At 68.5% G+C, this 26,329-nt stretch carries 24 protein-coding genes and 1 pseudogene; 14 read left to right on the top strand and 11 right to left on the bottom strand.

The genetic code is table 11. From position 1 onward, the window contains the following. Positions 1-104 precede the first annotated feature (104 nt). The gene (locus tag AB0L60_RS20505; protein ID WP_364616159.1) at positions 105-644 is read left to right on the top strand and encodes a TetR/AcrR family transcriptional regulator; all 540 of its coding nucleotides are present in this window, start codon (positions 105-107) and stop codon (positions 642-644) included. A 7-nt stretch (positions 645-651) separates the two neighbouring features. On the opposite strand, the gene AB0L60_RS20500 is transcribed toward AB0L60_RS20505, so the two are convergent. Continuing rightward, positions 652-1,719, bottom strand: a complete 1,068-nt coding sequence (locus AB0L60_RS20500; protein WP_364616155.1) for a hypothetical protein — start codon at positions 1,717-1,719, stop codon at positions 652-654. A 55-nt stretch (positions 1,720-1,774) separates the two neighbouring features. On the opposite strand from AB0L60_RS20500, the gene AB0L60_RS20495 reads away from it, so the two are divergent. Next, on the top strand, positions 1,775-2,221 hold the full coding sequence (locus AB0L60_RS20495) for a MarR family transcriptional regulator (RefSeq protein ID WP_364616152.1): 447 nt from the start codon (positions 1,775-1,777) through the stop codon (positions 2,219-2,221). Positions 2,222-2,263: 42 nt separating this feature from the next. On the opposite strand, the gene AB0L60_RS20490 is transcribed toward AB0L60_RS20495, so the two are convergent. Together AB0L60_RS20490 and AB0L60_RS20485 are read right to left on the bottom strand one after the other, a co-directional pair. After that, the gene (locus AB0L60_RS20490; RefSeq protein ID WP_364616149.1) at positions 2,264-3,271 is read right to left on the bottom strand and encodes an alpha/beta hydrolase family protein; all 1,008 of its coding nucleotides are present in this window, start codon (positions 3,269-3,271) and stop codon (positions 2,264-2,266) included. A 223-nt stretch (positions 3,272-3,494) separates the two neighbouring features. Continuing rightward, a complete protein-coding gene (locus AB0L60_RS20485) occupies positions 3,495-4,373 on the bottom strand; it encodes a UTP--glucose-1-phosphate uridylyltransferase (RefSeq protein WP_354842978.1) in 879 nt (292 codons plus the stop codon). Positions 4,374-4,549: 176 nt separating this feature from the next. Here AB0L60_RS20485 and AB0L60_RS20480 point away from each other — a divergent pair, with 176 nt between their 5' ends. The 5 genes from AB0L60_RS20480 (at position 4,550) to AB0L60_RS20460 (ending at position 14,292) form a co-directional block, all read left to right on the top strand. Next, positions 4,550-5,929, top strand: coding sequence for a DNA polymerase IV (locus tag AB0L60_RS20480; protein ID WP_364616553.1), 1,380 nt, complete (start codon positions 4,550-4,552; stop codon positions 5,927-5,929). Positions 5,930-6,181: 252 nt separating this feature from the next. Next, positions 6,182-6,682 (top strand): hypothetical protein, encoded by a 501-nt coding sequence (locus AB0L60_RS20475; protein WP_364616146.1) that lies wholly within the window; start codon positions 6,182-6,184, stop codon positions 6,680-6,682. Positions 6,683-6,920: 238 nt separating this feature from the next. Continuing rightward, positions 6,921-7,181, top strand: a complete 261-nt coding sequence (locus AB0L60_RS20470) for a hypothetical protein (RefSeq protein ID WP_364616143.1) — start codon at positions 6,921-6,923, stop codon at positions 7,179-7,181. 11 nt (positions 7,182-7,192) lie between these two features. Next, positions 7,193-10,642 carry a hypothetical protein gene (locus AB0L60_RS20465; RefSeq protein ID WP_364616140.1) on the top strand — a complete coding sequence of 1,150 codons (3,450 nt, stop codon included), beginning with the start codon at positions 7,193-7,195 and terminating at the stop codon, positions 10,640-10,642. A 350-nt stretch (positions 10,643-10,992) separates the two neighbouring features. Beyond that, positions 10,993-14,292 (top strand): arabinosyltransferase domain-containing protein, encoded by a 3,300-nt coding sequence (locus AB0L60_RS20460; RefSeq protein ID WP_364616137.1) that lies wholly within the window; start codon positions 10,993-10,995, stop codon positions 14,290-14,292. A gap of 117 nt (positions 14,293-14,409) precedes the next feature. On the opposite strand, the gene AB0L60_RS20455 is transcribed toward AB0L60_RS20460, so the two are convergent. The 3 genes from AB0L60_RS20455 to AB0L60_RS20445 form a co-directional block, all read right to left on the bottom strand. After that, positions 14,410-14,871: a VOC family protein gene (locus AB0L60_RS20455; RefSeq protein WP_364616134.1), complete on the bottom strand. Its 462-nt coding sequence runs from the start codon at positions 14,869-14,871 to the stop codon at positions 14,410-14,412. A gap of 121 nt (positions 14,872-14,992) precedes the next feature. Beyond that, a complete protein-coding gene (locus AB0L60_RS20450) occupies positions 14,993-15,706 on the bottom strand; it encodes a hypothetical protein (protein WP_364616131.1) in 714 nt (237 codons plus the stop codon). Next, the gene (locus tag AB0L60_RS20445; RefSeq protein ID WP_364616128.1) at positions 15,694-16,701 is read right to left on the bottom strand and encodes a hypothetical protein; all 1,008 of its coding nucleotides are present in this window, start codon (positions 16,699-16,701) and stop codon (positions 15,694-15,696) included. Before AB0L60_RS20445 ends, AB0L60_RS20450 begins: the two co-directional genes overlap by 13 nt. Positions 16,702-16,865: 164 nt before the next feature. Between AB0L60_RS20445 and lspA the strand changes: the two genes are divergently transcribed. From lspA to AB0L60_RS20425, 4 genes are all read left to right on the top strand, one after another. Beyond that, complete coding sequence (gene lspA / locus AB0L60_RS20440) at positions 16,866-17,423, top strand: signal peptidase II (protein ID WP_364616550.1); 558 nt, start codon at positions 16,866-16,868, stop codon at positions 17,421-17,423. Next, positions 17,420-18,346 carry an RluA family pseudouridine synthase gene (locus tag AB0L60_RS20435; RefSeq protein ID WP_364616125.1) on the top strand — a complete coding sequence of 309 codons (927 nt, stop codon included), beginning with the start codon at positions 17,420-17,422 and terminating at the stop codon, positions 18,344-18,346. Before lspA ends, AB0L60_RS20435 begins: the two co-directional genes overlap by 4 nt. Before the next feature lie 13 nt (positions 18,347-18,359). Continuing rightward, positions 18,360-19,022, top strand: a complete 663-nt coding sequence (locus AB0L60_RS20430) for a hypothetical protein (protein WP_364616122.1) — start codon at positions 18,360-18,362, stop codon at positions 19,020-19,022. Positions 19,023-19,200: 178 nt separating this feature from the next. Beyond that, the gene (locus tag AB0L60_RS20425; protein ID WP_364616547.1) at positions 19,201-19,305 is read left to right on the top strand and encodes an AraC family transcriptional regulator; all 105 of its coding nucleotides are present in this window, start codon (positions 19,201-19,203) and stop codon (positions 19,303-19,305) included. A 356-nt stretch (positions 19,306-19,661) separates the two neighbouring features. Here the strand turns inward: AB0L60_RS20425 and AB0L60_RS20420 are convergent, their stop codons facing one another. Continuing rightward, positions 19,662-20,450, bottom strand: coding sequence for an inositol monophosphatase family protein (locus AB0L60_RS20420; protein ID WP_364616119.1), 789 nt, complete (start codon positions 20,448-20,450; stop codon positions 19,662-19,664). A gap of 109 nt (positions 20,451-20,559) precedes the next feature. On the opposite strand from AB0L60_RS20420, the gene AB0L60_RS20415 reads away from it, so the two are divergent. Together AB0L60_RS20415 and AB0L60_RS20410 are read left to right on the top strand one after the other, a co-directional pair. Further along, a complete protein-coding gene (locus AB0L60_RS20415; RefSeq protein ID WP_364616115.1) occupies positions 20,560-22,011 on the top strand; it encodes a DUF222 domain-containing protein in 1,452 nt (483 codons plus the stop codon). A gap of 2 nt (positions 22,012-22,013) precedes the next feature. Next, positions 22,014-22,191 (top strand): annotated as a pseudogene (locus AB0L60_RS20410) (IS110 family transposase); the annotation flags it as partial. Between the two features lie 201 nt (positions 22,192-22,392). On the opposite strand, the gene AB0L60_RS20405 reads toward AB0L60_RS20410, so the two are convergent. From AB0L60_RS20405 to AB0L60_RS20395, 3 genes are all read right to left on the bottom strand, one after another. Further along, positions 22,393-22,575 carry a hypothetical protein gene (locus tag AB0L60_RS20405; protein WP_364616112.1) on the bottom strand — a complete coding sequence of 61 codons (183 nt, stop codon included), beginning with the start codon at positions 22,573-22,575 and terminating at the stop codon, positions 22,393-22,395. A 297-nt stretch (positions 22,576-22,872) separates the two neighbouring features. Next, on the bottom strand, positions 22,873-23,394 hold the full coding sequence (locus tag AB0L60_RS20400; protein WP_364616109.1) for a pyridoxamine 5'-phosphate oxidase family protein: 522 nt from the start codon (positions 23,392-23,394) through the stop codon (positions 22,873-22,875). A 69-nt stretch (positions 23,395-23,463) separates the two neighbouring features. Then, positions 23,464-24,249 carry an acyl-ACP thioesterase domain-containing protein gene (locus AB0L60_RS20395; RefSeq protein ID WP_364616106.1) on the bottom strand — a complete coding sequence of 262 codons (786 nt, stop codon included), beginning with the start codon at positions 24,247-24,249 and terminating at the stop codon, positions 23,464-23,466. Positions 24,250-24,450: 201 nt separating this feature from the next. Here AB0L60_RS20395 and AB0L60_RS20390 point away from each other — a divergent pair, with 201 nt between their 5' ends. After that, the gene (locus AB0L60_RS20390) at positions 24,451-25,362 is read left to right on the top strand and encodes an ADP-ribosylglycohydrolase family protein (protein ID WP_364616103.1); all 912 of its coding nucleotides are present in this window, start codon (positions 24,451-24,453) and stop codon (positions 25,360-25,362) included. Between the two features lie 5 nt (positions 25,363-25,367). Here the strand turns inward: AB0L60_RS20390 and AB0L60_RS20385 are convergent, their stop codons facing one another. Continuing rightward, the gene (locus AB0L60_RS20385) at positions 25,368-26,195 is read right to left on the bottom strand and encodes a PhzF family phenazine biosynthesis protein (RefSeq protein ID WP_364616100.1); all 828 of its coding nucleotides are present in this window, start codon (positions 26,193-26,195) and stop codon (positions 25,368-25,370) included. Positions 26,196-26,329 lie beyond the last annotated feature (134 nt).

Genomic DNA, 26,329 nt, shown 5'->3' with positions numbered 1-26,329 from the left:
TCTCCCTAGACAGACTTGTCTGTTCAGACGCGACTCAGGGTAGACAGACCTGTCTGCTATCGTCAATACCGAAGCCCGATGAGGGGAAGGAGTGCAGGTCAGCCATGAGCGAAGCCCGTGATCGCCTGCTGGACACCGCGACCCGGCTGTTCTATGCCGAGGGCATCCACACTGTCGGCATCGACCGCATCATCGCCGAGGCGGGCATCGCGAAGGCCACCTTCTACCGGCACTTCAAGACCAAGGAGGACCTGGTCGTCGCCTACCTGGTGCGCGAATACGGCCGCCAGCGCGAGGTATTGGAGGCCATCCCCGGCGCCGGCACCGACTCCATCGTCGGCATCTTCGAGCGGCTGGGCGAGCTCAGCTGCGGACCGGGCTTCCGGGGCTGCCCGTTTCTCAATGCGGCCGTGGAGTTCCCGAATCCGGAGCATGCCGTGCGCAAGGTCGTCGACGACTATCGCGGCTGGTTCCGGGATCTGATGGCCGACCGGCTGCGCGCCGCGGGGCGCGCCGACATCGAGGATGCCGCCCGGGCGCTGCTGCTGACCCGCGACGGCGTGGCCGTCAGCGGGGGCATGGGAGACAACGAGACGGTCCGGGTGGGCATCCGGACCGCCTTGTCGCAGTTGGGTATTCGGTAAGCCAGACTCAGACGCCGACCGTCTCCTCCATCTCCTCCTCGGCTGCCACCGCGGTCTCGGCGGAAGGGGCCTGCCCGACGGGCTCGGGGGCGGCGTGGCGCGGCGCCGATTGCGCTGCGGCCTGCCGCTTTTCGGTCAGGCCCGCCACGATCATGAGCAGCACGCCCGCCGCCAACCAGAGCGCCAGGCTCGCCATCCGGCCACCCAGTCCGGTGCTGTCGAAGTAGAGCAGGCTGCGTGCGCCCTCGACGAAGCCCGCGCCGTTCCAGAAGTGGTGCAGCGTGCCGAAGAAGTCGTTCTGCAGCCACGGGCTGTAGACGCCGCCGGAGCTGGTGAAGTTCAGCATGACGAACAGCACCATCAGGGCCAGTGTGGTCCAGCGCTTCAGGAAGGTATGCAGGCCGATGCCGATGGTCAGGATGCCCGCGGAGTACAGCCACGACATGCCCCAGATCGCGCCCAGGTCGTGGTCGACCACGTGGAAGACCGGGCCGGCGAGGGCCAGACCGATCAGGCTCACCAGTAGCGAGGTGACCAGGCCGATCGCGCCGCGCAGCCACATGGACAGGCCCGCGCCCGCCGCGCCGATGGCGGCGACGCTGCCGTAGGAGCCGATGCTCAGGGCGACCAGGAGGAAGAAGATGCCCTGGGCCGTGGGGTCGCCGGAGCTGGGGGTAGTGACGTCGGTGACGGTCAGCGGCGCGTTCTGCAGCCCGGCGACCTGGCCGAAGACGGCTTCGGCGGCCATGGCCGTGGTATCGGATCCCGCCTTGGCGACCAGCAGTTCGGGCTTGTCGGTGTCGGGGACGTACGCGCCGGCCAGGTCGCGGTGGCGCAGCTGGCTCACCGCGTCGTCGCGGGTGGGCACGGTGATCACGTCGAGGGCATTGCCGCTCTTGTCCTTCAGGGTCTGCGCGAGGACCTTGACCTGCGGGTTGTCGCCGACGATGGCCACCGCCAGGTGGTTGGGCTCGGGCTGATGGAACGCGCCCAGGTACGCCAGCCCCATGCCGAGACACATGAGCAGCGGGGTGAGCAGGTGCGCGGCGACATGCCGGATCTGATGCGAGGCCATGGGTTCTTCTCCAATAGTTGGTAAATACAACCAATCGAGGTTGTAGTCTACAACTATGAAGAGCGCTGACGCATTCCCCGGCCGATCCGATGCGATCGAGGTCATACAGCGCGAGCTCACCGCCTTCGCCCGGCGCGCCCGCGGGCGCGCCGCCGGACTGCATCCGGAGCTGTCGCTGGTGGCCTCCAGCATTCTCGACCTGGTCATCGAGCGGAACGGGTGCCTGGCCTCGGATCTGGCCGGGCACTTCCACCTCGACAAGTCCACGGTCAGCCGCCAGGTGGCGGCGCTGGAACGCGACGGCTACCTGGCCCGTGAGGTCGACCCGGCCAACCGCCGCAACCTGGTGCTGCACGCCACCGCCGAGGGCAGACGGGTGGCCCGCGCCGCGGCGCGCAGCCGCAGTGCCGCGTTCACCGAGCGGTTCGCCGACTGGGACGACGCGGATGTCGAGCGGCTCGCGGCCTATCTCGTTCGCTACAACGCCGCCGACGAGGGCTAGCGGCTTCGCCGGAGGACACCGAGGGCCGGAACCGGCTGCGGCTCAATCCGTTTCGGGCAGCTCCAGGCCCTTGGCCAGCACCGGCCACGAGGCGCGCAGCGCGTCCTGCCAGTAGCCCCACGAGTGCGTGCCCGGCTTGGCGATATCGAAGGTCGCGGGAATGTCCAACTGGTGCAGGCGGGTCTTGAGATTGCGGGCGCACCAGTCGCTGGCCGCCTCCAGGATGCCGCCGACCAGGATCTGTTGCGGCAGACCGCCGTCCGCCGGACCCAGGCTGCGCACGTCGGCCACATTGTCGTGGCGGCCGGGCAGGCCGGAGCCGTTGGAGACATAGATCCCCAGGCCGCGCAGCGCCTCGGCGTGCACGTAGGGGTCGTTGGCGGCCCACTCCGGATCGTCCATCGGCCCGTACATGTTCACCGGATTCCCGCCGCCGATGGAGACCACCAGGTCGGTGAACTTCTGGCCGACCGGATCACTGATCTGGGCGCACCCGCTGTAGGCGGCGACGGCCCGGTACAGGCCGGGCGCGGCGATCGGAAGCTGCAATACCGAGGTGCCCGACATGGACATGCCCGCGATGGCGTGAATCCCATTGGTGGCCAAGGCCGCGTCGACCAGCGGGGGTAGCTCCTCGGTGAGGAAGGTCTTCCACATGGGCTGGCCCAGCCGGGGATCGGGGCTGCGCCAGTCGGTGTAGTAGGTGAACGCGCCGCCGATCGGCATCACCACGTTCACGTTCTTGTCCATGAAGAACTGGGTGGAATCGGTATTGCGCTTCCAGGTCGCCGTGTCCTGGCCGCCGCCCGCGCCATTGAGCAGATACAGCACCGGGCGCGGCTCGGAGGTGTCGGCGGGACGCTGCACCTCGACCGTGATATCGGAGTTCATGGCCGCCGAGTGCACGTGCAGCGTCAGGTTGCGGGAGTCGTGCACCTCGAAGGAAGTGACGGCGGAGCCGTCGTCGGACACCGCGGTGCCCGCCAGGCTCGCCGTGCTGGTTATCGGGTCGGGCGGGGCACCGAAGGCCGGACCAGCGGGCACGACCATGGTGAACGTAGTGACAAGAGAACAACTTGCCGCCGCGAGCAGTGCCGCCCGGGTGCCCAATCCGCCTAGCAAAACCGACCTTCGATCCAGAGGGGTATCCCGACCCACCGGCATGATCGTCGAAACATGCCCCCATGTTTCGGGTTTCGACAAATTCGGTCTGGCATGGTTGGGCGCACGGCACCTGTGCGCCGAACCTGGCGGCCTGTGGGGCGGCGGCGGACTACTCGGCGACGAGCTGCCGCAACAGCGGACCGTACTCCGGATGCGCCAGCGCCGAGGCGAATTGCGCGGTCAGATAGTCGGCCGGGTTGCCGGTGTCGTACCAGCGCCCGCGGATCACCTGGCCGTACACCGGATTCTCGGCGGCGAACACATTGATGGCATCGGTCAGATACACCTCGCCGGTGCGGTGGGTGTACCAGTTGTCGACCTGCTTGCGCAGTTCGGCGATGATGCCCGGGGTGACCACGTAGCCGCCGATGGCGGCGAAGGAGGACGGGGCGTCTTCAGGCTTGGGCTTCTCCTTCAGGCCGCTGATCCGCATCAGACCCTCGCCGACCGTCTCCTCGACCACCGGGACGCCGTAGCGCTGCGACTCGGACGGATCCATCGGCATGAGCGCCAGCACCGGCGCGTTGGTCTTCTCGTAGGCGTCGATGAGCTGCTGGGCGCGCGGCACCTCGGCGACGAACACGTCGTCGGGCCACAGCACCAGCATGGGCTCGTTGCCGAGGTGGCGGGCCGCGTTCAGCACCGGGGTGCCGTTGCCGTACGGGCCGTGCTGGTCCAGGTAGGTGATGTGGCCCTGCCGGCTCAGCTCACCGACCTCCTCCACCGCGTCGGCGAAGGCGGTCTTGCCGTCGGCGCGCAGCTGGGCGACCAGGGCGGGGTTGGGGCGGAAGTGATCCTGGATCAACGACTTTCCGCCGCTGACCACGATGGTGATGTCGGTGATGCCGGAGGCCACGAGCTCGCGGACGGTGTGTTCGATGACGGGCTTGTCACCCACCGCGAGCATTTCCTTCGGGATCGCCTTGGTCAGCGGCAGCAGGCGCGAGCCGATACCCGCTGCGGGAATCACGGCCTTGCGAATCGTCATGGACGAATCATCACACATCCGGCGGGTCGTGCCTGTCGGTAGTCGCTTGTAGATTTCCCGGTGTGAACACGTCTGCCGACCCCGCGAACCGGGACATCATGCCTGGTGGAGTCGGTTGTGCAGGGCCGGAGGGCAGGGGCGGCGGGCCCGCCGGGGCGGGCGCGGACACACAGCAAATCGACAGCGGGTCCCGAGGTACGGGACAGCGGCGGTGGGTGCTCCATATAGATATGGACGCCTTCTTCGCCTCGGTCGAGCAACTGACCCGCCCGACCCTGCGCGGGCGGCCGGTGCTCGTGGGCGGCATGGGCGGGCGCGGCGTGGTGGCGGGCGCCAGCTACGAGGCGCGGGTGTTCGGGGCGCGCTCGGCCATGCCCATGCATCAGGCGCGGCGGCTGGTCGGCGGGGCGGCGGTGGTGATCCCGCCGCGCGGTGCGGTGTACGGCGAACTCAGCGGGCAGGTCTTCGATACCCTGCGGACCCGGATCCCGGTGCTGGAGACGCTGTCGTTCGACGAGGCGTTCGGGGAACCCGCGGAACTGTCGGGGGCCACTCCGGCGCGGGTGCTCGAATTCTGCGAGGAACTGCGGGCGGCGGTGCGGGAACGCACCGGGCTGGTGGCCTCGGTCGGGGCGGGCAGCGGCAAGCAGCTCGCCAAGATCGCCTCCGGGCTGGCCAAACCCGATGGGGTGCGGGTGATTCCGGCCGCCGAGCAGGACGGGTTCCTGTCCGCGCTGCCGGTGCGCAAACTGTGGGGGATCGGGCCGGTGGCCGAAAGCCGGTTGCGCTCACTGGGAATCGAGACCGTGGGGGCGCTGGCGGCGCTGCCGGAGTCGGAGGCGTCCTCGATTCTCGGCGGCAGCATCGGGGTGGCGCTGCACCGGCTGGCCCGCGGTATCGACGACCGGCCGGTGGCCGAGCGCGCGGAGGCCAAGCAGATCAGCGCCGAAACCACCTATGAGACCGACATTCTCACCCTCGCCCAGCTGCGCCCGGCCATCGACGCCATGGCCGCCTCCGCCCATCGGCGACTCACCACCGATGGCCGCGCGGCGCGCACCGTGGTGCTCAAGCTCAAGAAGACCGACATGAGCATCGTGACCCGCTCCTCCACGCTGCCCTACGCCACCGAGGATCTCGCCACCCTCACCGCCGCCGCACAGCGGTCCGCCCTGGACCCTGCCGAGATCGGGCCGATTCGCCTGGTGGGAGTGGGTTTCGCCGGACTCTCGGAGATCCGGCAGGAATCGCTGTTCCCCGAGTTGGATCAGACGGTCGACACCGATGGCCCGGTCTCCGAGGAACCCACCTTCGCCGTGCCCGAGGGCCCGGGTCCGGTGGTGCCGCCCGCGACCCGCTCCTTCGCCGTCGGAACCTGGTATCCGGGACTCGATGTCGAACACCCCGAATTCGGGCACGGCTGGGTCCAGGGCGCGGGCCACGGGGTCGTGACCGTCAGGTTCGAAACCCGTTCCACGGGGCCGGGTCCTGCCCGCACGTTCCCCGCCGAGGACCCCGACCTCACCCGTGCCGACCCACTGGGCAGCCTGCGCTGAGCCGGTTCCGGCGCCATCCGGGGTACGGGAGCCGGCCCGTCCTCCTTACTTTTCGGGGCTATCGGGGCCTGTCCCACCGTTAAGGCCCGAATGCGCGAATTATGAGGATTCAGCCTGAAAATGCCGCGCCGTCCGGCGCGCAGGCGGCTTCTGAGACGCCACGTTGGTAGTGTCGCGTGTCGTGCAGCGCCGCCGGTCGGGTGTAGCTGGCACGTTGTCGAACGGACCTACTCGAACGCAAAGGACGAGCAGTTGAAGCTTCAGAAGACTGGACGCATCGCGGTCGCCGCACTGGCTGTCGTGACCGTACTCGGGCTGTCGGCGTGTGGGAGCGGTGACAAGAAGGAGAGCAAGCCCGCCAAGGTCACCACCTCCAAGACCACCGCGGCGCAGACGAACTACCCGCCGGCCCCGACCGCGGCGGACCTGAACACCGAACTGCAGAAGGCACTGGACCCGAGCATCCCCGACGCGGAGAAGCTCGACATGTTGCAGGGCGTCTCGGCCGACCCGAGCCTGCCCAGCCGGCTGGCGGAGGCCTACAAGCAGAACAACGCCACCATCACCGTCACCAACGTGACCGATCTCGGCAACGGCACCATCACCGCCGACGCCCAGGTCGCGATCAACGGCGGCGCGCCGCAGCAGGCCGTCGTGCCCTTCGTGGCCGAGGACGGCAAGTGGAAGGTCCAGAAGGAATGGATCTGCAACGCACTCTCGCTGGCCAACCAGACCTCCCCGGCCTGCAGCTAGTCCCGTGTGACCGGTCCGGCATCGAACGGCGGATGCCGGACCGGGTTTTGCCTGTCCCACATGGAGTCTCGTCAAGAAGACGGCGAAACCTGTCAGGGCGGCGTTAATTCGGGGTCGCCGGCCTGTTGCGCGGCCCGCTCCCGTTGCCATCGTTGATCTTCCGTCCATCGGCGAAAGGGCAACAGTGGCAACGAAAGTCGGCGTTACTCCTGGTCGGTTGCGTGGTGCCGCAGGGCAGATGCAGGACCTCGAAAGCCGCGTCAACGGCATTCTCACCACCCTGGAACAGGCGCTGTCCGCCAAGGGCGCGGCCTGGGGCGAAGACAGCTACGGCAGCACCTTCGCCGACGGCGGACAGGGGTACGCCGCGGCCCACGCCAATCTGCGGGACGGACTCCGCACTATGGCAACGACCCTGGGGTCGTACGCGTCCGGGCAGAACGAGGCCGCGGACACTCTGGAGCGGATGGACCACGGCAACGCTGTCCACTACCGGTAGACCGGCCGCCATTGTCCATCGATATTCCGGGCGAACTGCGGTGGCTGGGCTGGGTCGCCGGTTCGGCCTGGCCGCAGGGCGACGAAGACGCGATGTGGGACATCGCCTCCGACTGGAGCACCGCCGCGCGCCAATTGCGTGACCTGATACCCGAACTGGAGGCCGCCAAGAAGGCCACCATCGCGGCCTACCCGTGGGGCGACGGTCTCGAGGCCATGATCACGGCCCTGAACAAACTCGATTCGGGCCCGCAGTCCTTTCAGGCGCTGGCCGACATCCTCGATCAGGTGTCCGAGGCGGCCGACGGCCTCGGCACCGAGATCGAGTACACGAAGATCATGATCCTCTCCTCTCTCGGCATGCTCGCCGTGGAGATCGCACTGGCGTGGTGCTTCCCGCCCACCGCGCCCGCGGAGGAGGCCGCGGCCACCCTGATCACGCGCACCGCCGTGCGGCTGCTGGGCGAGCGCGCGGTCTCCGCCATCGCCCGCTACGCGGAGAAACTGGGCGTCGCCGCGCTGGCCCGCTTCCTCGCGAAACATGTCGTCTTCAGCACCGTTCTGGGCGCTGGTCAGGACGTCGCCATTCAGGGGGTCCAGATCGCCGAGGGTCACCGCAAGGGCATGGACTGGGAACGGGTCGGCATGACCGCCCTCACGGCGGCCGCCGCGGGCGCGGTCGGCGGACCCGCCGGTGAGATCTTCGGCAAGGCCGCCACCCGGCTTCCGTTCGCGGGCAATCCTTTCGGCAACGCGGTTCGCGGCGCTCTCGTCGGCACCGGCGCGGGCATGGCCGGAGCCTTCGCCTCGTGGGGCGTGGGCGGCCTCCCCACCCTGATCACCAAGGGCACCACGGACGGCTGGACCTGGGACCCCCGGCTGCTCACCAGCGCCACCTCGTACGGCGTCCTGACCGGCGGCACCAAGGGCTTCCGCCTGCCCACCGGTGGCGGCGTCCACCCAGGTTCCTTCGAGGCACCCTCCGGCGCGCACATGAACATGCCTACCGGGGGCGACGGCAGCGCCCCGGCCCCCCATCCGGAACCGGCGACGACCTCCCACCCGACGGCCACGCTCGATCCGTCGGGCGCGCCCGCGGGGACTCCGCACCCCCAATCCATGGCCGCGGGCCTGTCCACCGGCGACCCCGGCACGCAAACCCACACGTCCGCAACCAGTTCCACCACGGAATCGCCCCGACCCCTCACCAACCTGTTCGGCGACCCCGCCACACGCCCCGAACCCTCGTCCGCTCCGGACCCGGGTACGCGCGGAACCAGTTCGCCTGCCACCGAGCCGGGTTCGCGCGGCGGCACCCCGGCCGCCTCGGAGTCCGGCACTCGCGGGACCACACCCAGCGGCGAGTCCGGCCCGCGCACGGGCACTTCACCTGCGGCCGAGCCCAATTCGCGTCCTGGCGGTTCGACTGCGCCCGAGCCGACCACGCGTGCCTTGAATCCGGGCGCGTCGGAGCCCAACTCGCGTGCCGGGAATCCGGGCGCGTCGGAGACGACTTCGCGTGCCTTGAATCCGGCCGCCTCGGAGCCGAACCCGCGTGTCGGAAACCCGCCGGGCGGCGATACGACCGGGCGCGGCGCGAATCCCGCTACCAGCGAACCTGGTTCGCGCGCGGGCTCTCCCTCGACGACCGAACCCGCAGCCCGGGCGGGTACCGATCCCGCCAACCCGTCGCGCCCGGCAACCGGCGGACCTGCCGCCGAGTCGCGCACAGGTTCGCCTGCGCGTGGCGATGGCTCCGCACCGGTCCCGACCCGGTCCGAACCGGTGGCCGTGCACGAGTCCGGGACCGAGCCGAAGGGCGGGTCCGCGCCGGAAACCCGGCCCGAGTCCGGCGGCACGGGTGGGCCGGAACCGCGCCCGCACGAACGGGAACCGGTCTCGGGCGGCGAGCCCAAGCCGCACCCGCAAACCAGTCGTGGACCGGAGTCGGCGCCGGAGTCCGGGGAGAAACCAGACCCGGAGCCGCAGTCCGGGCGGCCGCGCACGGCCGCCGAAGCACTGGATTCGGCTCGCGCACTGCTGCGTTCGCTGGGCATCGATCCGGAAGGAATGAGCCCGGAGCACATGGGCCGGGCCGGTATGGACGCGGTCATGCGCCGCACGGCCGAGCTGTCGGATGCGCAGGCCCGCCTCGACGAGGCGAACCTGCGCCCGGACAGGTATTTCCAGCAGCGCGAAGGCATCCAGCAGCGCATGCGCGATCTGGGAGACATCCGCAGGCAACTACGCGCCGACCTCGACGACTACCGTCGAGCCGGCCAGGCCGAAAACCCCGCCACCCCAGCCCGTCCCGCTCCGGATCCCCGCTCGGCCACCGAGCCTCGGCAGACCCCGGCACCGGAAGCCGGGCCCGAGCCGGAGACAGGGACCAAGCCCGCGCCCGAAACCGAGCCGAGACAGCAACCCGAGCCGAGGTCTGGCGTGCAGCCGGAGCTCGAACCTGGCGTGAAGCCGGAGTCCGACGGGTCGACCGGGTCTGAGCCGAAGACCGCATCCCAGTCGGCACTGGAATCGCTTCGGGAGCAGGTGCGTTCGCTCGGCGTAGATCCCCACGGGTTGAGCCCGGAGCAGCTCCGACGGGCCGGACTGGAGGCCGTTGTGCGTCGGCTGTCGGAGTTGGATGGCGATTACGGGCGGCTCATTGACGACTTCGGGCAGTTCACCGAGAAATTCGGAGGTGAGGTCGGCGACGGCCCACCGCATGCGGCGCCCGAGCCGAAGCCGTCCGGCGACACCGAGCCGGGCCCGGCCCAACCCCCGCACGGCAAGGAATCCGCCCCTGCGAAACAGCCCGCGAAAGGCGGAAACTCCGAATCCCCCCGACCTGGCGAAGCCCAGGACCCGCGCTTGGCGTGGCGTCTGCCGGCCGAAAATGAGGGCTCGGCTCCGGAGTCCGGCAGCAGTCCTGTGCGGGGTCAGGATCCGCGCTTGGCGTGGCGTCTGCCTGTTGAAGGCGAGGGCTCGGCCCCAGCGCCGAGCAATCCTGCGCGGGGGCAGGATCCGAGACTGACATGGAGGTTGCCTGAGGAAGGTGAGGGTTCGGCGCCGGAGCCGGGTGCTCGTGCCCCGGGGCAGGATCCGCGGTTGACGTGGCGGGTGCCTCCGGGAAGTGAGGATCCGACGGTTGAGCTGCCGCGGCCGCCTCATGATGACGATGTGCCGGATACGACGTCGCTGATTCCTTATACGCCGCGGTACTTCTCGATTCCGCCGATTCCGGCGTACACCGCGCCCGCGCCTTCGCCCGAGAGCGTGTGGGAACCCGAGCAACCGCCGAAGCCGGCCCCGCCGCCGCACCCCGGGCCCGAGCCGAAGCCAGTGCATCCCCACCCACCGAACCCAGTCCCGCCGCACCCGCCACATCGGCCGGGACACGGCCACAGGCAGGGGCAAGAGCATGGCCACGGACCTGGACATGGCCACGGGCCGGGGAACAGGTAGCCATGGACACAACCCCGGACAGGGGCAAGGCCACGGATACGATCCCGACCAAGGCAAGGGCCGCGGTGATGGTGGTGGCCCAGGGCACAGTCATGAGCCGGGGCCAGCACATCGAAAATAGCCATAGGCCGGGGAACGGCCGTCATGGACCTGATTCAGGCCATGGGCCAGGGCACGATGTTGGCCGAGGTGTTCGGTCTGGATCGGGCCTGGAAATGTGAGGTGTCGCACGGTATGTGGTGCGGGAGCATGGATATTCGAACGAGTGGGGTGGTGTCCCGGGGGTTTGGGGGGTCGATCGTGGAGAGGGGGGAGCGGGGGAAGATGAGTTCCGCTTAGGATCGGCGGTCGTGACCGACGTGTTGGAGAAGGCGGGGCAGGATGCCGCCGGGAGTGCTGGTGCTGAACCCGAGAGAAGGATTCGGGGGGGCTGGGCGCGGCCGACCGCTCTGATCGCCGGTGTGATCGCGGTGCTGGCGGCGCTGGCGGTGCCGTTCCTGCCGGTCCGGGTGGACCACACGACTTTGACTTGGCCGCAGGGGAATTCGGCGCAGAGCATCGAGGCTCCGCTGGTGACCTACGCGCCGTTGAACTTCGACGCCACCATTCCCTGTTCGGCTGTGGCGCAGCTGGGTTCGAAGGGCGGCACGCTCGCCGCCACCGCGCCCAATGGTGCGCCGGACCTCGAGAAGTACGGCTTCGTGGCCCGGGTCACAGCGGCATCCACCACCGATGGTGTGACCACGCCGGGCAAACTGGAAGCGATCCTGCATCACAAGACGCTGGTGAGCGTGCCTGTCGACCAGCTCGGCGCGGGTTGCGCGCTCACCGTGCACTCGGATTTCACCTCCTCCACCGCGACCCTGAGCGGATCCACGGCCGCCCCGGTCACTCTGAACGGTGACTACCGGCCGCAGCTGGTCGGCATCTTCAGCGACCTGACCGTCTCCGACGGCGCCAAGGTCAGCGCACAGGTGGACAGCCGCTTCACCTCGACGCCGAGCACGATCAAGCGGATCGCCATCTGGACCGCCATCCTCGGCACCCTCGTCGCCCTGTTCGCGCTGTTCCGCCTGGACCGCCTCGACGGCCGTCGCGCGCGCCGCTTCCTGCCGCAGCACTGGTGGACCTTCAAGCCCGTCGACGCCGTGGTGCTGGGCACGCTGATCCTCTGGCATTTCATCGGCGCGACCACCTCCGACGACGGCTACCAGTACGGCATGGGCCGGGCCTCGATCCACGCCGGCTACATGGCCAACTACTTCGGCTACTTCGGTGTCCCCGAAACCCCGGTCGGCACTCCGTATTACGACCTCATCGGCCACATGGCGCAGGTCAGCCCGGCCAGCGTGTGGATGCGCCTGCCCGCCCTGCTGGCCGGCATCGTGATCTGGCTGGTGCTCAGCCGCGAGGTGATCCCCCGCCTGGGCGCGCGAATCCGCCGCGACCGCGTCGCGGTGTGGACCGGCGCGCTGGGTTTCCTGGCCGTCTGGCTGCCGTACAACAACGGCCTGCGCCCGGAACCGCTGGTGGCGTTGGGTGTCCTGCTCACCTGGGTCTCGGTGGAGCGGGCCATCGCAACGGGCCGGCTGCTGCCCTATGGCGTGGCCATCATGATCGGCGCGTTCACCTGCACCGTCGGCCCGTCCGGCATCATCTGTTTCGCGCCGCTGCTGGCCGGTATCCGGCCGGCCTGGCGGATCCTCAACAAGCGCGCGACCGTGCTCGGCAAGCCGACCGCCCCCGGCGTGAGCGCCTTCACCATCCTGAAGGCCCGTTTCGGCGCGTACCTGACCCTCGCCGCTCCGCTGGCGGCGGCCGGTGCGGTGGTGCTGGCGATCATGTTCTGCGATCAGCCGCTGTCGTCGATGTTCGAGATGAGCCGGGTGCACACCGCGGTCGGCCCGGATGTGCACTGGGACGGCGAATACATTCGCTACCAGTACCTTTTCATGCCCACCATCGATGGTTCGCTGGCGCGGCGCTTCGGCATGTTCGCGTTCTGGATCGGCCTGCTGGTGTGCGCATTCGTGCTGCTGCGCAAGGGCGGCCGGATCCCGTTCACCGCGCCGGGACCGGTGCGCCGGGTGCTCGGCACCGGTGTGGGCGTCATCGCGCTGATGATGTTCACCCCCACCAAGTGGACCCACCACAATGGCATCTACGCCGGATTGGCCGGAGTTATTGCGGTTTTGACTGCGGTGGCGGTCGGCCCGCGGGTGATGCGCTCCCCGCGCAACCGCGCGTTGTTCGCCGCGGTGATCGCGTTCGCGCTCGCGGTCGCGTTCTCCAGCATCAATGGCTGGTGGTACGTCTCGAACTGGAATGTGCCCTGGCACGACAAGTCGGTGGTGCTGGCCGGGATCGAGGTCGACAAGATCTTCCTGGCGCTGACGGTGGCGCTGCTCGCCCTGGCCGGCTGGTTCCATGTGCGCGCGCCGGAACAGCCCGGCCCGCACCGGATCTCGAAGCTGGGCTGGCGCTTCGTGGCGATTCCGCCGCTGACCGTGGCGGCCGCGTTCATGGTGCTGTTCGAGGTGGGCTCGCTCGCCAAGGGCGCGGTCGCGCAGTATCCGGCGTACTCGCTGGCGCGCTCGAATGTGGATGCGGTGCTGGGCAAGCCATGCGGCCTGGCCCGCGACGTGCTGGTCGAGACGGACCCGAACCAGGGCATGCTGAAGCCGCTCAACGGCGATGCACTCGGTACTTTCACCGCGGACGCGGTCGGCTTCTCACCCAAAGGAGTGTCCACCGACCTGCGTCCAGACGATGACGTCGACACCGGTGGCAGCGTCTCCAGTGCAGTCAGCAACCGCGGCAGCACTACCGTGGACGGAACCACCACCGCGCCACTGCCTTTCGGGCTCGCCGCCGATACCCCGGTGCTGGGCAGTTACAACAGCTCCGAGGCGGTCTCCACGCTGACCACTGGCTGGTATGCCCTGCCCGGGCAGCAGGATCGTTCCGGCATCATCGCGATGACGGCCGCCGGGCGGATTCGCTCGGTGAGCAAAGACGGCATCGTGACGCCGGGCCAATCGGTCGAGATCGAGTACGGTGTCCCCGGCGCTGAGGGTTCGGTCGAACCGCAGGGGCGCGTCACGCCGATCGACATCGGCCCCGCGCCGACCTGGCGCAATCTGCGGGTGCCGCTGAGCGATATTCCGGCGCAGGCCACCGCGATTCGCGTGGTGGCCGAGGACCGTGACAGCGATCCCAAGCAGTGGGTGGCGCTCACCCCGCCGCGCATCCCGCAGACGGTGACGCTGGAGGACTATGTCGGCCGGGACAAGCCGGTGCTGCTGGATTGGGAAGTGGGCCTGCAGTTCCCGTGCCAGCGGCCGTTCGATCACCTCGACGGGATCGCCGAGGTGCCCGACTACCGCATCATGCCCGACCGTGGCGGCGCGGCCATGACCACGCTGTGGCAGAGCCATGACGGGGGCGGCGCGCTGGGCTGGAGCTCGATGCTGCTGCGCCCGGTCACCCTGGCGACCTACCTCGACCACGACCCGCGCATGGACTGGGGTGAGCTGCAGCGGCTCGAGCGGATCGATGGTTCCGCGCAGACCGCCAAGCCCGTGGTGGCCACCGACCAGCACGGCGGTCTCTGGAATCCCGGCCCGATCACCGTGACCGGCTGGCAGTGATCACCGTGGCCGGGCGGCTGTAGCCGCCCGGCCGGCGACCGCGATCCGCACCCGTTTCCTTGCCGAAACGGGTGCGGAGGCGTTTTCGAACCGTGCTACCGGACCGCATGCCGGGCCTCAGCCCTGCATATCGGCCATACGCTTGGCCATCTCCTCCGGCTCGACATCCTCGACGTGCAGGGCGAGGGTCCAGCGGTGACCCCACGGATCCTCGATGCCCGAGGTGCGGTCACCGTAGAACTGGTCGGCGGGCGGCTGTAGCTCCTGAGCCCCGCCCGACAGGGCCGTGGCGTGGGCGGCGTCGACATCGTCGACATAGACGTACAGATTGACCGGTGTGCCGCCGATCGCCTTGGGATCCAGGAACCCCATGGACGGCGCCGGGTCGCTGAGCATGATCACCGAAGAGCCGAACTGCATTTCGCAGTGTGCGACCGTGCCGTCGGGCCCGGGCATGCGGAAACGTTCGTCGGCGCCGAAAACATGTTTGTAGAAGTCGATCGCCTGCGCGGCACCGTTGCAGGCGAGCGAGGGGCAGACGGTCGGGTAGCCCTCGGGAATGGGTTTGACATCGGACATCGAAAACCTCCGTTCGAGGTTGTTGCCGGACGCGTCGAGCTTATGCCCCGGTGCCGGCAAGAATTACTCGAATTTCCGAATGATCACCCGAATTGCCGCATATGCGGGAAAAGTTCCGTGACTACGGACCCGCAGCCCCCCGCAGCTTGCGCACCTGTGCTGCGGTCATGGCGCTGAGCTGCTGTGGATCGGGTTCCTTCGCATCCGAGTAGGCGATCTGCACGACCGTCGAACCCACCAGCGTGATGCTCACATCGGTGTACAGCGTGAGCCCGTCGCTGGTGGTGCGCACCTGGAATGCGGTCGAGCCGTCACCGGCCTGCGGCTGATTCAAACCGCCCAGCCGGAATTCCACTTTCGTATTGTCGGCATCCTTACCGGAATACTTGGTGCAGCCCGGCAGAATGGACTGGACGGTGGAAAAAGCCTGTGCCGCTCCGCCATTCGCATACGACGCCGCATCGATATCCACACTGGCGAAATTCGGCCCGCCGAACTGGGCCGCGGCCTGCGCCGCCGACCCCGGAGCCTGAACGGCTATGGCCGCCAGCACAGTCGCGCACGGCGCCGGATCGGTCTTGGCGCCCGCCCCGCCGGAACTCCCGGGCGGCGGATCGTCGAGCGCGGTGAACCCCGCGGGCATCACCGACACGTCCAGCAGCTCCGAACGCAGCGTGAACTGGTCGAGAACCGGTGCGTCCCCGGGCGTTCCGGACGGTTGCACGGCCGGCCCCAGACTCGGCAGCGCGGGCGCGGAATCCTTGTGGCTGCCGCAGGCGGTGGCGGCCAGCGCCAGTACCCCCGCCAGCAGCGCGAGCCGCGTCAGGCGCCCCACTGCACCTCCGTGCGCAGGGTCTGCCGCAGCGTCACCGAGCTGCGCGGGTCGCGGTAGGTCTGGTTGCCGCCCACCTCGACCGAACCGGAAACCGGTAGCGGCAGACCGAGATCCACCGTGATGGTGCCGGTGCCGTGCATGAGGTAGTCGACGATCTCCAGCTGGCCCGCCTCGTTGGGCAGATGCCACACAGTGGATTTCGGCGTCTGCACCACATTCAGGTCGATGGTGAGCTGGTTGCCGTCCCGGGAGGTGAGGGTGCAGGTGGTCACCTGCTCCAGCGGCACACTGCCGGAAACCTGTTGCCGCACCGTCCACACCGCGCCCACGCCGACGGCGTCGGGCGGGAAGGCGATGGACTGGTACACGGCCTGATAGAACGCCTGCTCCAGCGCTGCCCGCGCGGAGTCGGAGGTGGCGGGCTTGGGCGCCAGCTTGAGCGCGGTGATCGCCCCCAGTTCACTGACGTCGAAGCCGACGTGGGAACCGTCCGCGGGCAGCAGCGCCTTGGCCAGGGTCGGGTCGGGGGAGGTGGCATTGCCGACGGTCAGTTCCACCCCATCGGTGCCGGACTCCGCGGTGAGCGGAATGGTCATCGCGGGCGGGGAGATGTCGCGCAGCGCCTGCTGATTGATCTGCTGCTCGATGTGATGTTCGGTACTCAGTGTGACCTGCTGGGTGGCGCCCGCCTCGAGGGTGCGGCGCAGCGGCGAGCGGGGCTCGGCGCCCGGGTGGACGACGGTGGCGGTCACGGCCTCGATGGGCATGGTGACCTCTTTGTTGATGCCCACCGGTTCGGTGCCGTCGGCCTCGGCTGTGGTCTCCGTACGATCGCTGCAGCCGACGCCGAAGGCGGTCAGGGTCACCGCGAGAACCAGGAGCAGGACCCCCGAGCGCGTGGTGCGCGTGCCCGCGCCTCGCCGCGGCGGGCGCGGGGTGCCGGAACAGGGTGCGGTGGCTTTCGCCGAGCTGGGGGAGGAAGACAACACCGTCACGTCGAACAGGTTACGGCGCGTTCCTGAAAAACAGCTGGGATCCTGTGAGGCCGTGGTTTCGGGGTGTTCAGAGGCGCCCGACATGAATAAGGAATGATGTCAGGGTGAGTACCGATCGGCCGCGCGAATCCGGCGCAGAGGAACCAGACACATCGCCAGGGGAGATCAGCCCCGCGGACGATGCCGGGACTTCCCCCGCGCAGCCGTTGCGTCTGCCGGTGCTCCTGCTCATCGCGGTGGTGCTGCTGGGCCTGGATCTGCTGACCAAGACCATCGTGGTCGCGACCATGACGCCCGGTAAGCCGATCTATCTCATCGGCGACAGCGTGCGCCTGACCCTGGTCCGCAATCCGGGCGCCGCGTTCTCCATGGCCACCGGCATGACCTGGCTGCTGACCCTGGTCGCCGCGGCCGTGGTGATCGGTGTCATACGCATCGGCCGGACCCTGCGCTCGCTGCCGTGGGCCATCGGCCTGGGCATGGTGCTGGGCGGCGCGCTCGGCAATCTCATCGACCGTTTGTTCCGCGCGCCCGGCCCGCTGCAGGGTCATGTGGTGGATTTCGTGGCGGTCGGCTGGTGGCCGGTGTTCAATGTGGCCGATTCGTCGATCGTGTGCGGGGCCATTCTGCTGGTGGCGCTGACGGTGTTCGGTTTCGAGCCCGACGGCACCCGCATGCATCGGCAGAAGGGGGCGTCGAGCGCGGAGGGGAAGGCAGCATGAGGGAGACCCGCAGCATGCCGGTGCCTGACGGGCTGGACGGTATGAGAGTCGATGCCGGGCTGTCGCGCCTGCTCGGGCTGTCGCGCACCGCGGTGGCCTCGATGGCCGAGGACGGCGGCGTCCAGTTGGACGGCGTCTCGGCCGGCAAGTCGGACCGGCTGACCGCCGGTGCCTGGCTGGAGGTCGAATTCCCGGAGCCCAAGCGGGAACTCACCGTGGAGGCGACCCCGGTGGAGGCGATGAAGATCCTCTACGCCGATGACGACATCGTGGCCGTCGACAAGCCCGTTGGGGTGGCGGCGCACACCGGCGTCGGCTGGACCGGCCCGACAGTGGTGGGCGGCCTCGCGGCCATGGGCTACCGCATCTCGACCTCGGGAGCCCATGAGCGGCAGGGCATCGTGCACCGGCTGGATGTCGGCACCTCGGGTGTGATGGTGGTCGCACAGTCCGAGCATGCCTACACCCAGCTCAAGCGGGCGTTCAAGTACCGGACCGTGGAGAAGCGGTATCACGCGCTGGTGCAGGGTCACCCGGATCCGAGCAGTGGCACCATCGACGCTCCCATCGGACGCGCACGTGGCAACGACTGGAAGTTCGCGGTCACCGCGGACGGCCGCCCGTCGATCACCCATTACGACACCGTCGAGGCCTTCCAGTCGGCGAGCCTGCTCGACATCCACCTGGAGACCGGTCGCACCCACCAGATTCGCGTGCACTTCTCGGCGGTGCGGCATCCCTGCTGCGGCGACCTCACCTACGGCGCGGACCCGCGTCTGGCCGAGCGACTGGGGCTGGAACGGCAGTGGCTGCATGCGCGCCAGCTGGGCTTCAACCATCCCGCAGACGGCCGCTGGATCGAGATCACCAGCGAGTACCCCGCCGATCTGGAACACGCCCTCGACGTCCTGCGCGCGCACTGATCCGGGGTCTCGAGTGGATGCGCTGACGCCGCGCCGCGCCGGGATCGGTGTGGCCGCAGTGCTTTTCGCGATCCTGATCGTGGTGCTGGGGTGGGCGATCCCGCCCCGGTCGGCGATCATCTCCACCGACCGGCTGGGGCCGGAGAGCGGTGAGCCGGTGACGCACTACCTGGAGCGGGCCCAGAAGTCGTTGCAGGGCACCGACTCCGATGGGCACTGGGCTTTGCTGTCGTTCACCGAGGGCATCACCGCCGACCGCATCCCGGAATTCAGTGGCGGCCTGCGGATCTCGGAGGTCGACTACCACGTGGCTGTCGACCGGGTGGCGACGCCGATCATCTCCATCGGTGTCCCCGCGGGCGATGCCGTGGCCGTGGCGTCGGTGAAATCCGCTGCCGCCCAAATGGAGTCGATGCCCACCTACGACGACCGCTCCACCCGGGTGAAGAACCTCGTGGCGAGCCGCCTGGGTGCCGACTGCCCGTGCGTCGTCGCCATCGTTCTGCAGGGCACGCCGGCGCAACTCCGCACTCTGGCCGCGCACCCGGGAGTTCGCGCCGTCGAGGCACTCCCCGCCGACGCATCCGCCGCCGTCTTCGCGGTATCCCCGCTCCTGCCCGAACAACTCGAATCCGCCAGTCCGCCCCTCGACGACGGGCCGGTTCCCGACAACTGACCTACGTCAGCGCGCGGTCCTCGATGACCAGTGCTCAGATGTGTGGAGTCTCCAGGAGGACGCAGTACACCGCTCTGACGAAAACGGACGGTGTCACGCCCGCCGCGCTGCTGCGAGAGATCCGCCTCGGGCGTGCGCGTGAGCGGCTGTCTCACCCTGGGGCCATCGAGAGGGCCAGATTGCCGAGGCGGCGGGCTATTCGTCGGTTCGCCGGTTCAGCTCAGCCTTTCAGCGTCAGTTCGAGCTGACCCCGCAGCAGATGCGCGAACGGCTGCTCGGATAGCCGCACCGCGAAGTCGGGAAATTGTGTTGCTGGACAACAGCATTCACCCATTTCGTGTCCGCGACGCAGGGCGATCGAGCGCCCGGATCGACATCATGACCGTCGGCGGCTCACAACGATCGCACGACCCGCCTTGCCAAAATGCGTCGCAAACTTGCCAGAAATGTCTCGGACTTCGCGGTTAGCGTCTTCTATGCCCCAAGGAGGCGGCACCGACAGGTTCTACCGGCCGATGCGGTCTGTGAGAGGCCCTCGAATCTATCGCGGATTGAAACGCTTCGGCCCCCGTCGGTTCGCATCCTGCTACTGGCCGGTGCGGCGCTGGTCGCCGACACTCTCGTGCACCATGCCTCGCTCTAACGAGTCCCGGCGATGATGTTGAGCAACCGGCCGTGGGTGACGGGGTCGGCGGCGGCCAGCAGGCCGTGCGGTGGAACGTGGAGGGGTTGCCCGGTAAGGCCGGTGACCGTGCAACCGGCTGCCCGGCACACGGCGATGCCGGCGGTGAAATGGACGTCGTCGCGGAGATCACGGTCCACGACGTAGGCGGCGCGACGGCCCGCTGCCACCCAGACCAGGGCCAGTGCAGTGGACAGAACGCGGGGATAGAAGGCGGCAGTGAAGGACTCGTCGGCCATGAGCCGGCCGGAGGAGAACCAGTCCGTGTAGGGCGACGGGTTTTCGGCGTCGATGTCGACCAGGCGGCTCGCGGATTGGGGGAGCAGGGGGTGGTCGTAGCCGTCGCGGCGGACGGCGGCGGTGGTCCCGTCGGTCCAGAAGATCTCCCCGGAGAAGGGATCCGCCACCGCGGCCGCCGTAACGGCCTCCCCGGCGCGCAGCGCGATATTCACCGCGACAAGCGGTGTCCCCGCAGCGAAATTCCGCGTGCCGCAAAGCGGATCGATCAACCAGGTGCGGTCCGAACGGTCCCCGGTGGTACCGGACTCCTCGGCGAGGAAACGATCGCCGCGACGAGCGGCCCGGAGGATATCGAGGATGGTCCGCTCGGCGGCGAGATCAGCCTGGGTAGCGAAGTCGTCATCCTCCTTGTCATAGCGGGTGACCGGGCCACGGAACTGATCCCGGATTACTCCGGATGCACCTTCCGCAGCTCGAATGGCAAGGGCGACATCGGATTCCTCCATACCTGGCACTTTACCGTGGTTGAATTCGAAATGGTTCAATGTCTGAAAACTGTTGTATCACAACGAAATTTGACTTCTATCGCGGTCGCTGTAGCGGTAGAATTAGCGCATGGATTCGAAAGGGGAAACACTCGACACGTGCGGCATCGCCGACCTGGCGACCGCCGTGGAAACCCTGTCGAATTCCGTCCTCCACGGCAACCTGAACCCGTATTCCGATGGTGATGTCGTGGAGTTGATGCAGCGGCTGGAAACCTGCAAACGTCAACTGTCGGCGCTGGATTCACGCCTGATCGTCGAAGCCTGCAATCGTTCGCTGCCCGAAGGCAGCGGGGCGAAGGGCGTGGTGCCGTTCCTGCGGCAGACGTTGGGCCTGTCGCGGTACGACGCGTCGGTGCGGGTGAAGATCACCCGCCAGTGCGGCGAATTCTTCGAACCCAGCGGACACCTGTGCCCGGCCGCGTTGGAGAAGACCGCCGAAGCCTTTGAGGCAGGCGATATCTCGCGCGATCATGTCCGCAACATCATCGACGTGATGACCCACCTGCCTGCCGACATCCCCGCCGAGACGCGCGCGGAGGCCGAGAACATCCTGGTCGGCCACTCCCGCACTGGTTGGCCCGATGACCTGCCCAAGATCGGGCGCGACATCCTCGCCCGCATCGACCCCGACGGCAAGGTCGTCTCCGACACCGACCGTCGCCGCCGCCGCGGCCTGATCCTGGGCCGCCCCGGCGTCGATGGCATGTCGTGGATCGAAGGCTGGATCACCCCCGAACTGCGGGCCCTGCTGGATGCGGTGTTCGCCAAGCTCGCGCGTCCGGGTTTGTGCAACCTCGACGACGCCGACAGCGTTGCCGCCACGGTCAGGGTGGTCGATTCGACGGTGTTGGAGGCTGCTGCGCGTCGTGACCGTCGTGATGCCGGGCAGCGCACCCACGACGCGTTGTTCGCGTTGCTGCAGCCCGGTGTCGACCCGGCCAGGCTGGGTTCGCATCGTGGTCTGCCGGTGCAGGCCATCCTGACCATGAACCTCGCCGACCTCGAGCGTGGGGCCGGGGTCGCGACCACCGCTTCCGGCGGGCACGTCTCGATCGACGAGGCGTTGAAGATGGCCGAGGGCACGCGTCCGGTGCTGGCGGTCCTCGACGCCGACGGGTTGCCGCTGTATCTGGGGCGCTGCCAGCGCCTGGCCACCCCGGCTCAGCGGTTGGCGTTGATCGCCCGCGACAAGGGTTGCACCCGCCCGGGATGCGAGGCCCCCGCGAGCATGTGTGCGGTGCACCACATCACCGACTGGGCCAAAGACGGCCCCACCGATCTGACCAACCTGACCTTGGTGTGCGATCACTGCCACGCGCTGGTCAACGACAGTGCCGAGGGTTGGAAAACCGTTGTCATGGACAAGGATTCCCCGTATCGGGGACGCACCGGGTGGATTGCCCCGAAACGTCTCGACCCCACGGGCACGGCGCGGGTGAACGATCGACATCACGTGGGGGAGTGGGTCGCCGCTGCGATCGATTCGAGTTGCCGGAGGTGGGGTGCACGGGCGGCGTGATTCCCGCGCGCTCCGGCAACTACAAACTCGAACGCGCGCTGTTTCTGTCAGCGTTTGCCGCCCTGCGCGACCCAGCCAGCCGCGCCTACTACGACCGCAAACGCGCCGAAGGCAAAAATGCACAACGCCGCCCTCGTCTGTCTGGCCCGGCGCCGCTGCGAGTTCTCTACTCCGTACTGAAAACCAAACAGCCCTACCGCAACCCCGCCGCCGTCTGAACTGGCCACACCACCGGCCGGGTCAGGCGTCCGGATCCTCTGCACTGCGGGCGTTGGCCGACGCGCCGCGCTGCCACCAATCGATGGGGTTGCCGTCATCAGCCATGCGCTGAATCAAGTGCGCGGTCGATTCCATCTGCCTGCCGGACAGGGCGCAGAACGATCACAGCTGCCGGGCCGCCCGATGGAACTGATGGATCACCGCGTCGACCTCGAACGCATCCCGCTCACCAGTCCGAAAACGGTCCACCGCCCGGCCGACATGCTCAATCAGCACACCGAGCTGCGCCTCGTGATACGCAGCCACCACGCCGCGGGCAGCCTGCCGTTCAGCCTTCGTCGACACCCAAATCACGCTACCGACAACCAGCTTCGTCCAACACCCCTACCAGCCAGAACACCCGACCCGCGACTTGACAACACCCTGGTCCCCTTTGCCTCTTTTCGAGTCAGGACGACCGTCGCGGGTTCACCCCCGTCGGGCGGTCACGTCCGGGGGAGCCGGACGCAACTGCCGAGCGTCAAACCGTCCGAATTCAATGTCGGCCTGCGCGGCCGGGACCGGCGATCTGGGTGAAGGGATGGGGCTTTGCTATGGGTCGGATTGTCGAATCCTGGGGTCGCCCTGACGGGTTGATGGCGGTCAGTGAGCGAAGTGCCAGCGGGTGGCGCCGTGGGGGTCGGTCAGGGCCACGCCTACTGCGGTGTGAATGGTGAGGCGGTAGAGGTGCCAGGGGGCTGGTCCGGCGCTCTGGGCGCTATAGGGTGCGGTGATCGCGTCGCCGGATCGTTCTGCGGGCCAACCGCCGGCGCGGTAGACGGCGGTGACGCGATCGAGTTCGGCGGGGTCGATGATCCGGTGCGCTGCTCCGGACAGTACGAGGTCGACGTCCGGGAATCGGATGGACAGCGTGCAGAACGGGTTGGTGGACAGGTTGCGTGACTTCTTGCTGGCGGGCCCGCTGGTGAAGTAGATGTGGCCGTCGGCTTCGATGCCGCCGATCCCTGCTGAGCTCGGCTTGCCGGATGGGCTGACGGTGCCGAGGAATTGGGGGGTCTCGGGTAGCCCGATCCATGCGTCGATCGCCTTCTGGACGCGGTCCCAGGGCAGCTCGGCCTTGCCGTAGATGTTCAGGTCCTCTGCCGTTACCGGATCTGCGAGCATCGTTCCTCCTCGGTGGGCTGATACGAGTCGAGACGGGCCGAGACCGTCGTAATCATCGACCCGGGACGATCAGGATGCGACGGGGCGGAGTTGGGCGATGGCCCGGGTGCCGTGGTCGACGGAGAACCAGAGGGTGAGGGCGTCGGGTGTGCGGGCGGTATGGATGTCCAAGGTTTCGCCGTAGCGGATGGGCTTGTTGTATTCGAGGATGAAACGGTGCGGTCCCTGGACGAGATCCGTTGCGTCGGCGGTGAATTCATGGACGGCGTGCCAGTAGGCCGTGTTGGTGATGTGCTGGAAGTGGTCGGTGTCGGTGCGGCGCAGGGGGAAACGGGTGGCGGGCGTGGACGGCTGGGGTTCGTCGAGCCATTGCCGCCAGCGCAGCCGGTGCTCGTCGGTGGTGGTGCTCATGAGCTCGAAGAATTCGTCGGCCACCCGGGACGGGCTCATCGTCTCCTTGTTCATGTGGATCCAGAAGCCCTCGGTTTCGATCAGGCCGCCGGTGTCGGAGTCGATACGGACCCGCATGGTGCACCAGCGTGGAGAGATGCCCGAGCACCAGCGCCGGATGCGGAGCTGGGTGGGCCAGGTGATGGGGCGCAGCACGTCGATCACAGTGCGGCGCACGATCCAGTGCGGATGCGATTCGAGGGCGCCGATGTGCGCGAGGTGGTCGACGCCGGCGTCCTGCAGGTGGCGGGCGGTGCCGTCGATGCGCAGGTACTGGTTCTCGTCCATGTCGACGGTGCCCAGGCGGCGGGTGACGTCGAAGATGTGGCCGGAGCCGGGAACGGGGACGAGTGGCGTGGCCGACGGGTGTGCCGCGGTCAGGGCGGGGTCGGCGACCTGGTTCATCGGCAGAACCTCCGGATCTTCCATCCGAGTAACGGAGCGGGAGTGCACGGAACAACTGCGGCGGCGACGCTGCATGGGAGTGTCTTCGAGCGTAGTGCAGAACCCGTAAAGACGGCGGCTGCGCGGTTCGGCGTGCCCGCGCGGTGGGTAACGTCGTGATAGATCGATGTGGACGCATCGGAGCGGAAGAGGCGAGCGCACATGGAATTGACGCCGGAGCAGGCCGACCGGGCCGCCGGGGTACTGCTGGGGACCGCGGCCGGAGACGCGCTGGGGGCGTACTACGAGTTCACCGTGCCCGGTCCGGACGCCGAGATCCGGATGCGGGGCGGCGGCGCGTTCGAGTGGGAGCCGGGTGAGTGGACCGACGACACGGCCATGGCGGTCGCGGTGGCGCGGGCGGCCGCGCGGGTGGGGGACCTCTGCAGCCCGGAGGGGCTGGACGCGGTCGCGGCCGAATTCGTGGCATGGTGGGATTCCGGGCCCAAGGACATCGGCAACCAGACCCGTGAGGTGCTGCAGTGGCGTGATCGGACCGGGCGCGCCATGCAGATGCGCGCCCACGATCTGACCGGCCTGACGGCGGGCAATGGTTCGCTCATGCGCACCGCCCCGGTCGCGCTCGCCTATCTCGACGATGCCGAGAAGTGCGGCAAGGCAGCCAAACTAGTCAGTTCACTGACCCACTACGACATGCAGGCCATGCAGGCGTGCAAGCTCTGGACCCTGGCCATCCGCCACGCCATCCTGTTCGGCACCTATGACGGCCTGCGTGAGGCGCTGTCCCAGGTGGACACCGGATTCTGGGAACCGTTGCTGGACAAGGCGGAAACCGGCAGCCCCGTCGACTTCCCCAAGAACGGCTGGGTGGTGCACGCCCTGCAGACGGCCTGGTGGGCCATCACCCATGCCGAAACCCTGCCCGCCGCACTGGAACTCGCGGTGCGCGCGGGCGGCGACACCGACACCACGGCGGCCATCGCGGGCGGCCTGCTCGGCGCTCGCTGGGGCGCCTCGGCCGTCCCCACCGAATGGCTGGAGCTGCTGCACGGCTACCCGGGCTACCGCATCACGGACCTGAACGCCCTCACCCGGCAGGTCACCGAGCGCTGAATTGCTCAGTCCGGCAGGCGGACTACGCCGTCGAGGTAGCGGCGGCACCGGCCGGTGAGCCGCACCCGGTCGCCGGTGAGGGCGCAGCTCAGGGCCCCGCCGCGCCGGGACAGCTGGCGGGCGGTGAGGCTGGTGCGCCCGAGTTCGCGACTCCACAGCGGGGTGAGCTGGGCGTGCGCCGACCCGGTGACCGGGTCCTCGGGAATGCCCTGGCCGGGCGCGAAGACCCGGGACACGAAGTCGACCTCGTCGCCGGTCGCGGTGAGAATGGCGGCGCGGTTCAATTCGGGAAAGGCCGAGAAGTTCGGACGGGATTCGCGCACTTCGTGTTCGGCGGTGACGACCAGCACCACATCGGTCCCCTCGAACGCGCGCAGCGGCCGCACCCCCAGCGCCTGCGCCAGCTGATGCGGAAGTCCGTCGTGCACATCGATTTCCACCGACGACACCAACGGCAGGTCGAGCACGAGATCGTCCCGGTCCCGATCCACCCGCAACCACCCACTGCGCGTATAGAAGTGGACCCGATCCGCCCCCGGATGCATGTCGTCCAGGATCTGCGCGGCCGCGGCCATGGTGGCGTGCCCGCACAGGTCCACCTCCACCGTCGGCGTGAACCACCGCAGATGGAAGGCGGGCGAGTTGTCCGGCGGCGCACCCGCTTCCGCCGGCAGCGCCGAGGTGTAGAAGGCTGTCTCGGCGAGATTGTTCTCCTCGGCCAGCCGCTGCAGCAGTTCGTCCGGCAGCCAGGACAGCAGCGGCATGACCGCGGCGGGATTGCCCGAGAACGGCGCGTCGGCGAATGCGTCGAGCTGATGCAGCAAGACCTCCATGGCGCTCAAAATACCTGCGAATTCAACTGCTGCCCAGGACGGCACCACCCACGGCGAGCCAAACCATGCGACCAATTCGACCGTCACCGCAGGTCCAGGCCGTTGAGGCGCTCCACATGCTCTCGCGCTGAACA

It is taken from the genome of Nocardia sp. NPDC051981 (assembly GCF_040680715.1).
GTDB lineage: Bacteria > Actinomycetota > Actinomycetes > Mycobacteriales > Mycobacteriaceae > Nocardia.
The sequence above is the reverse complement of the archived record's forward strand: the minus strand, read 5'-3'. Positions and strand labels throughout refer to the sequence as shown.

Bases quoted from the DNA above. Each gene is read 5' to 3' on its own strand.
- AB0L60_RS20505 (WP_364616159.1), top strand. From the start codon at position 105: ATGAGCGAAGCCCGTGATCGCCTGCTGGACACCGCGACCCGGCTGTTC.
- AB0L60_RS20500 (WP_364616155.1), bottom strand. From the start codon at position 1,719: ATGGCCTCGCATCAGATCCGGCATGTCGCCGCGCACCTGCTCACCCCG.
- AB0L60_RS20495 (WP_364616152.1), top strand. From the start codon at position 1,775: ATGAAGAGCGCTGACGCATTCCCCGGCCGATCCGATGCGATCGAGGTC.
- AB0L60_RS20490 (WP_364616149.1), bottom strand. From the start codon at position 3,271: ATGGTCGTGCCCGCTGGTCCGGCCTTCGGTGCCCCGCCCGACCCGATA.
- AB0L60_RS20485 (WP_354842978.1), bottom strand. From the start codon at position 4,373: ATGACGATTCGCAAGGCCGTGATTCCCGCAGCGGGTATCGGCTCGCGC.
- AB0L60_RS20470 (WP_364616143.1), top strand. From the start codon at position 6,921: ATGCAGGACCTCGAAAGCCGCGTCAACGGCATTCTCACCACCCTGGAA.
- AB0L60_RS20455 (WP_364616134.1), bottom strand. From the start codon at position 14,871: ATGTCCGATGTCAAACCCATTCCCGAGGGCTACCCGACCGTCTGCCCC.
- AB0L60_RS20435 (WP_364616125.1), top strand. From the start codon at position 17,420: ATGAGGGAGACCCGCAGCATGCCGGTGCCTGACGGGCTGGACGGTATG.
- AB0L60_RS20420 (WP_364616119.1), bottom strand. From the start codon at position 20,450: ATGGAGGAATCCGATGTCGCCCTTGCCATTCGAGCTGCGGAAGGTGCA.
- AB0L60_RS20415 (WP_364616115.1), top strand. From the start codon at position 20,560: ATGGATTCGAAAGGGGAAACACTCGACACGTGCGGCATCGCCGACCTG.
- AB0L60_RS20400 (WP_364616109.1), bottom strand. From the start codon at position 23,394: ATGCTCGCAGATCCGGTAACGGCAGAGGACCTGAACATCTACGGCAAG.
- AB0L60_RS20395 (WP_364616106.1), bottom strand. From the start codon at position 24,249: ATGAACCAGGTCGCCGACCCCGCCCTGACCGCGGCACACCCGTCGGCC.
- AB0L60_RS20390 (WP_364616103.1), top strand. From the start codon at position 24,451: ATGGAATTGACGCCGGAGCAGGCCGACCGGGCCGCCGGGGTACTGCTG.
- AB0L60_RS20385 (WP_364616100.1), bottom strand. From the start codon at position 26,195: ATGGAGGTCTTGCTGCATCAGCTCGACGCATTCGCCGACGCGCCGTTC.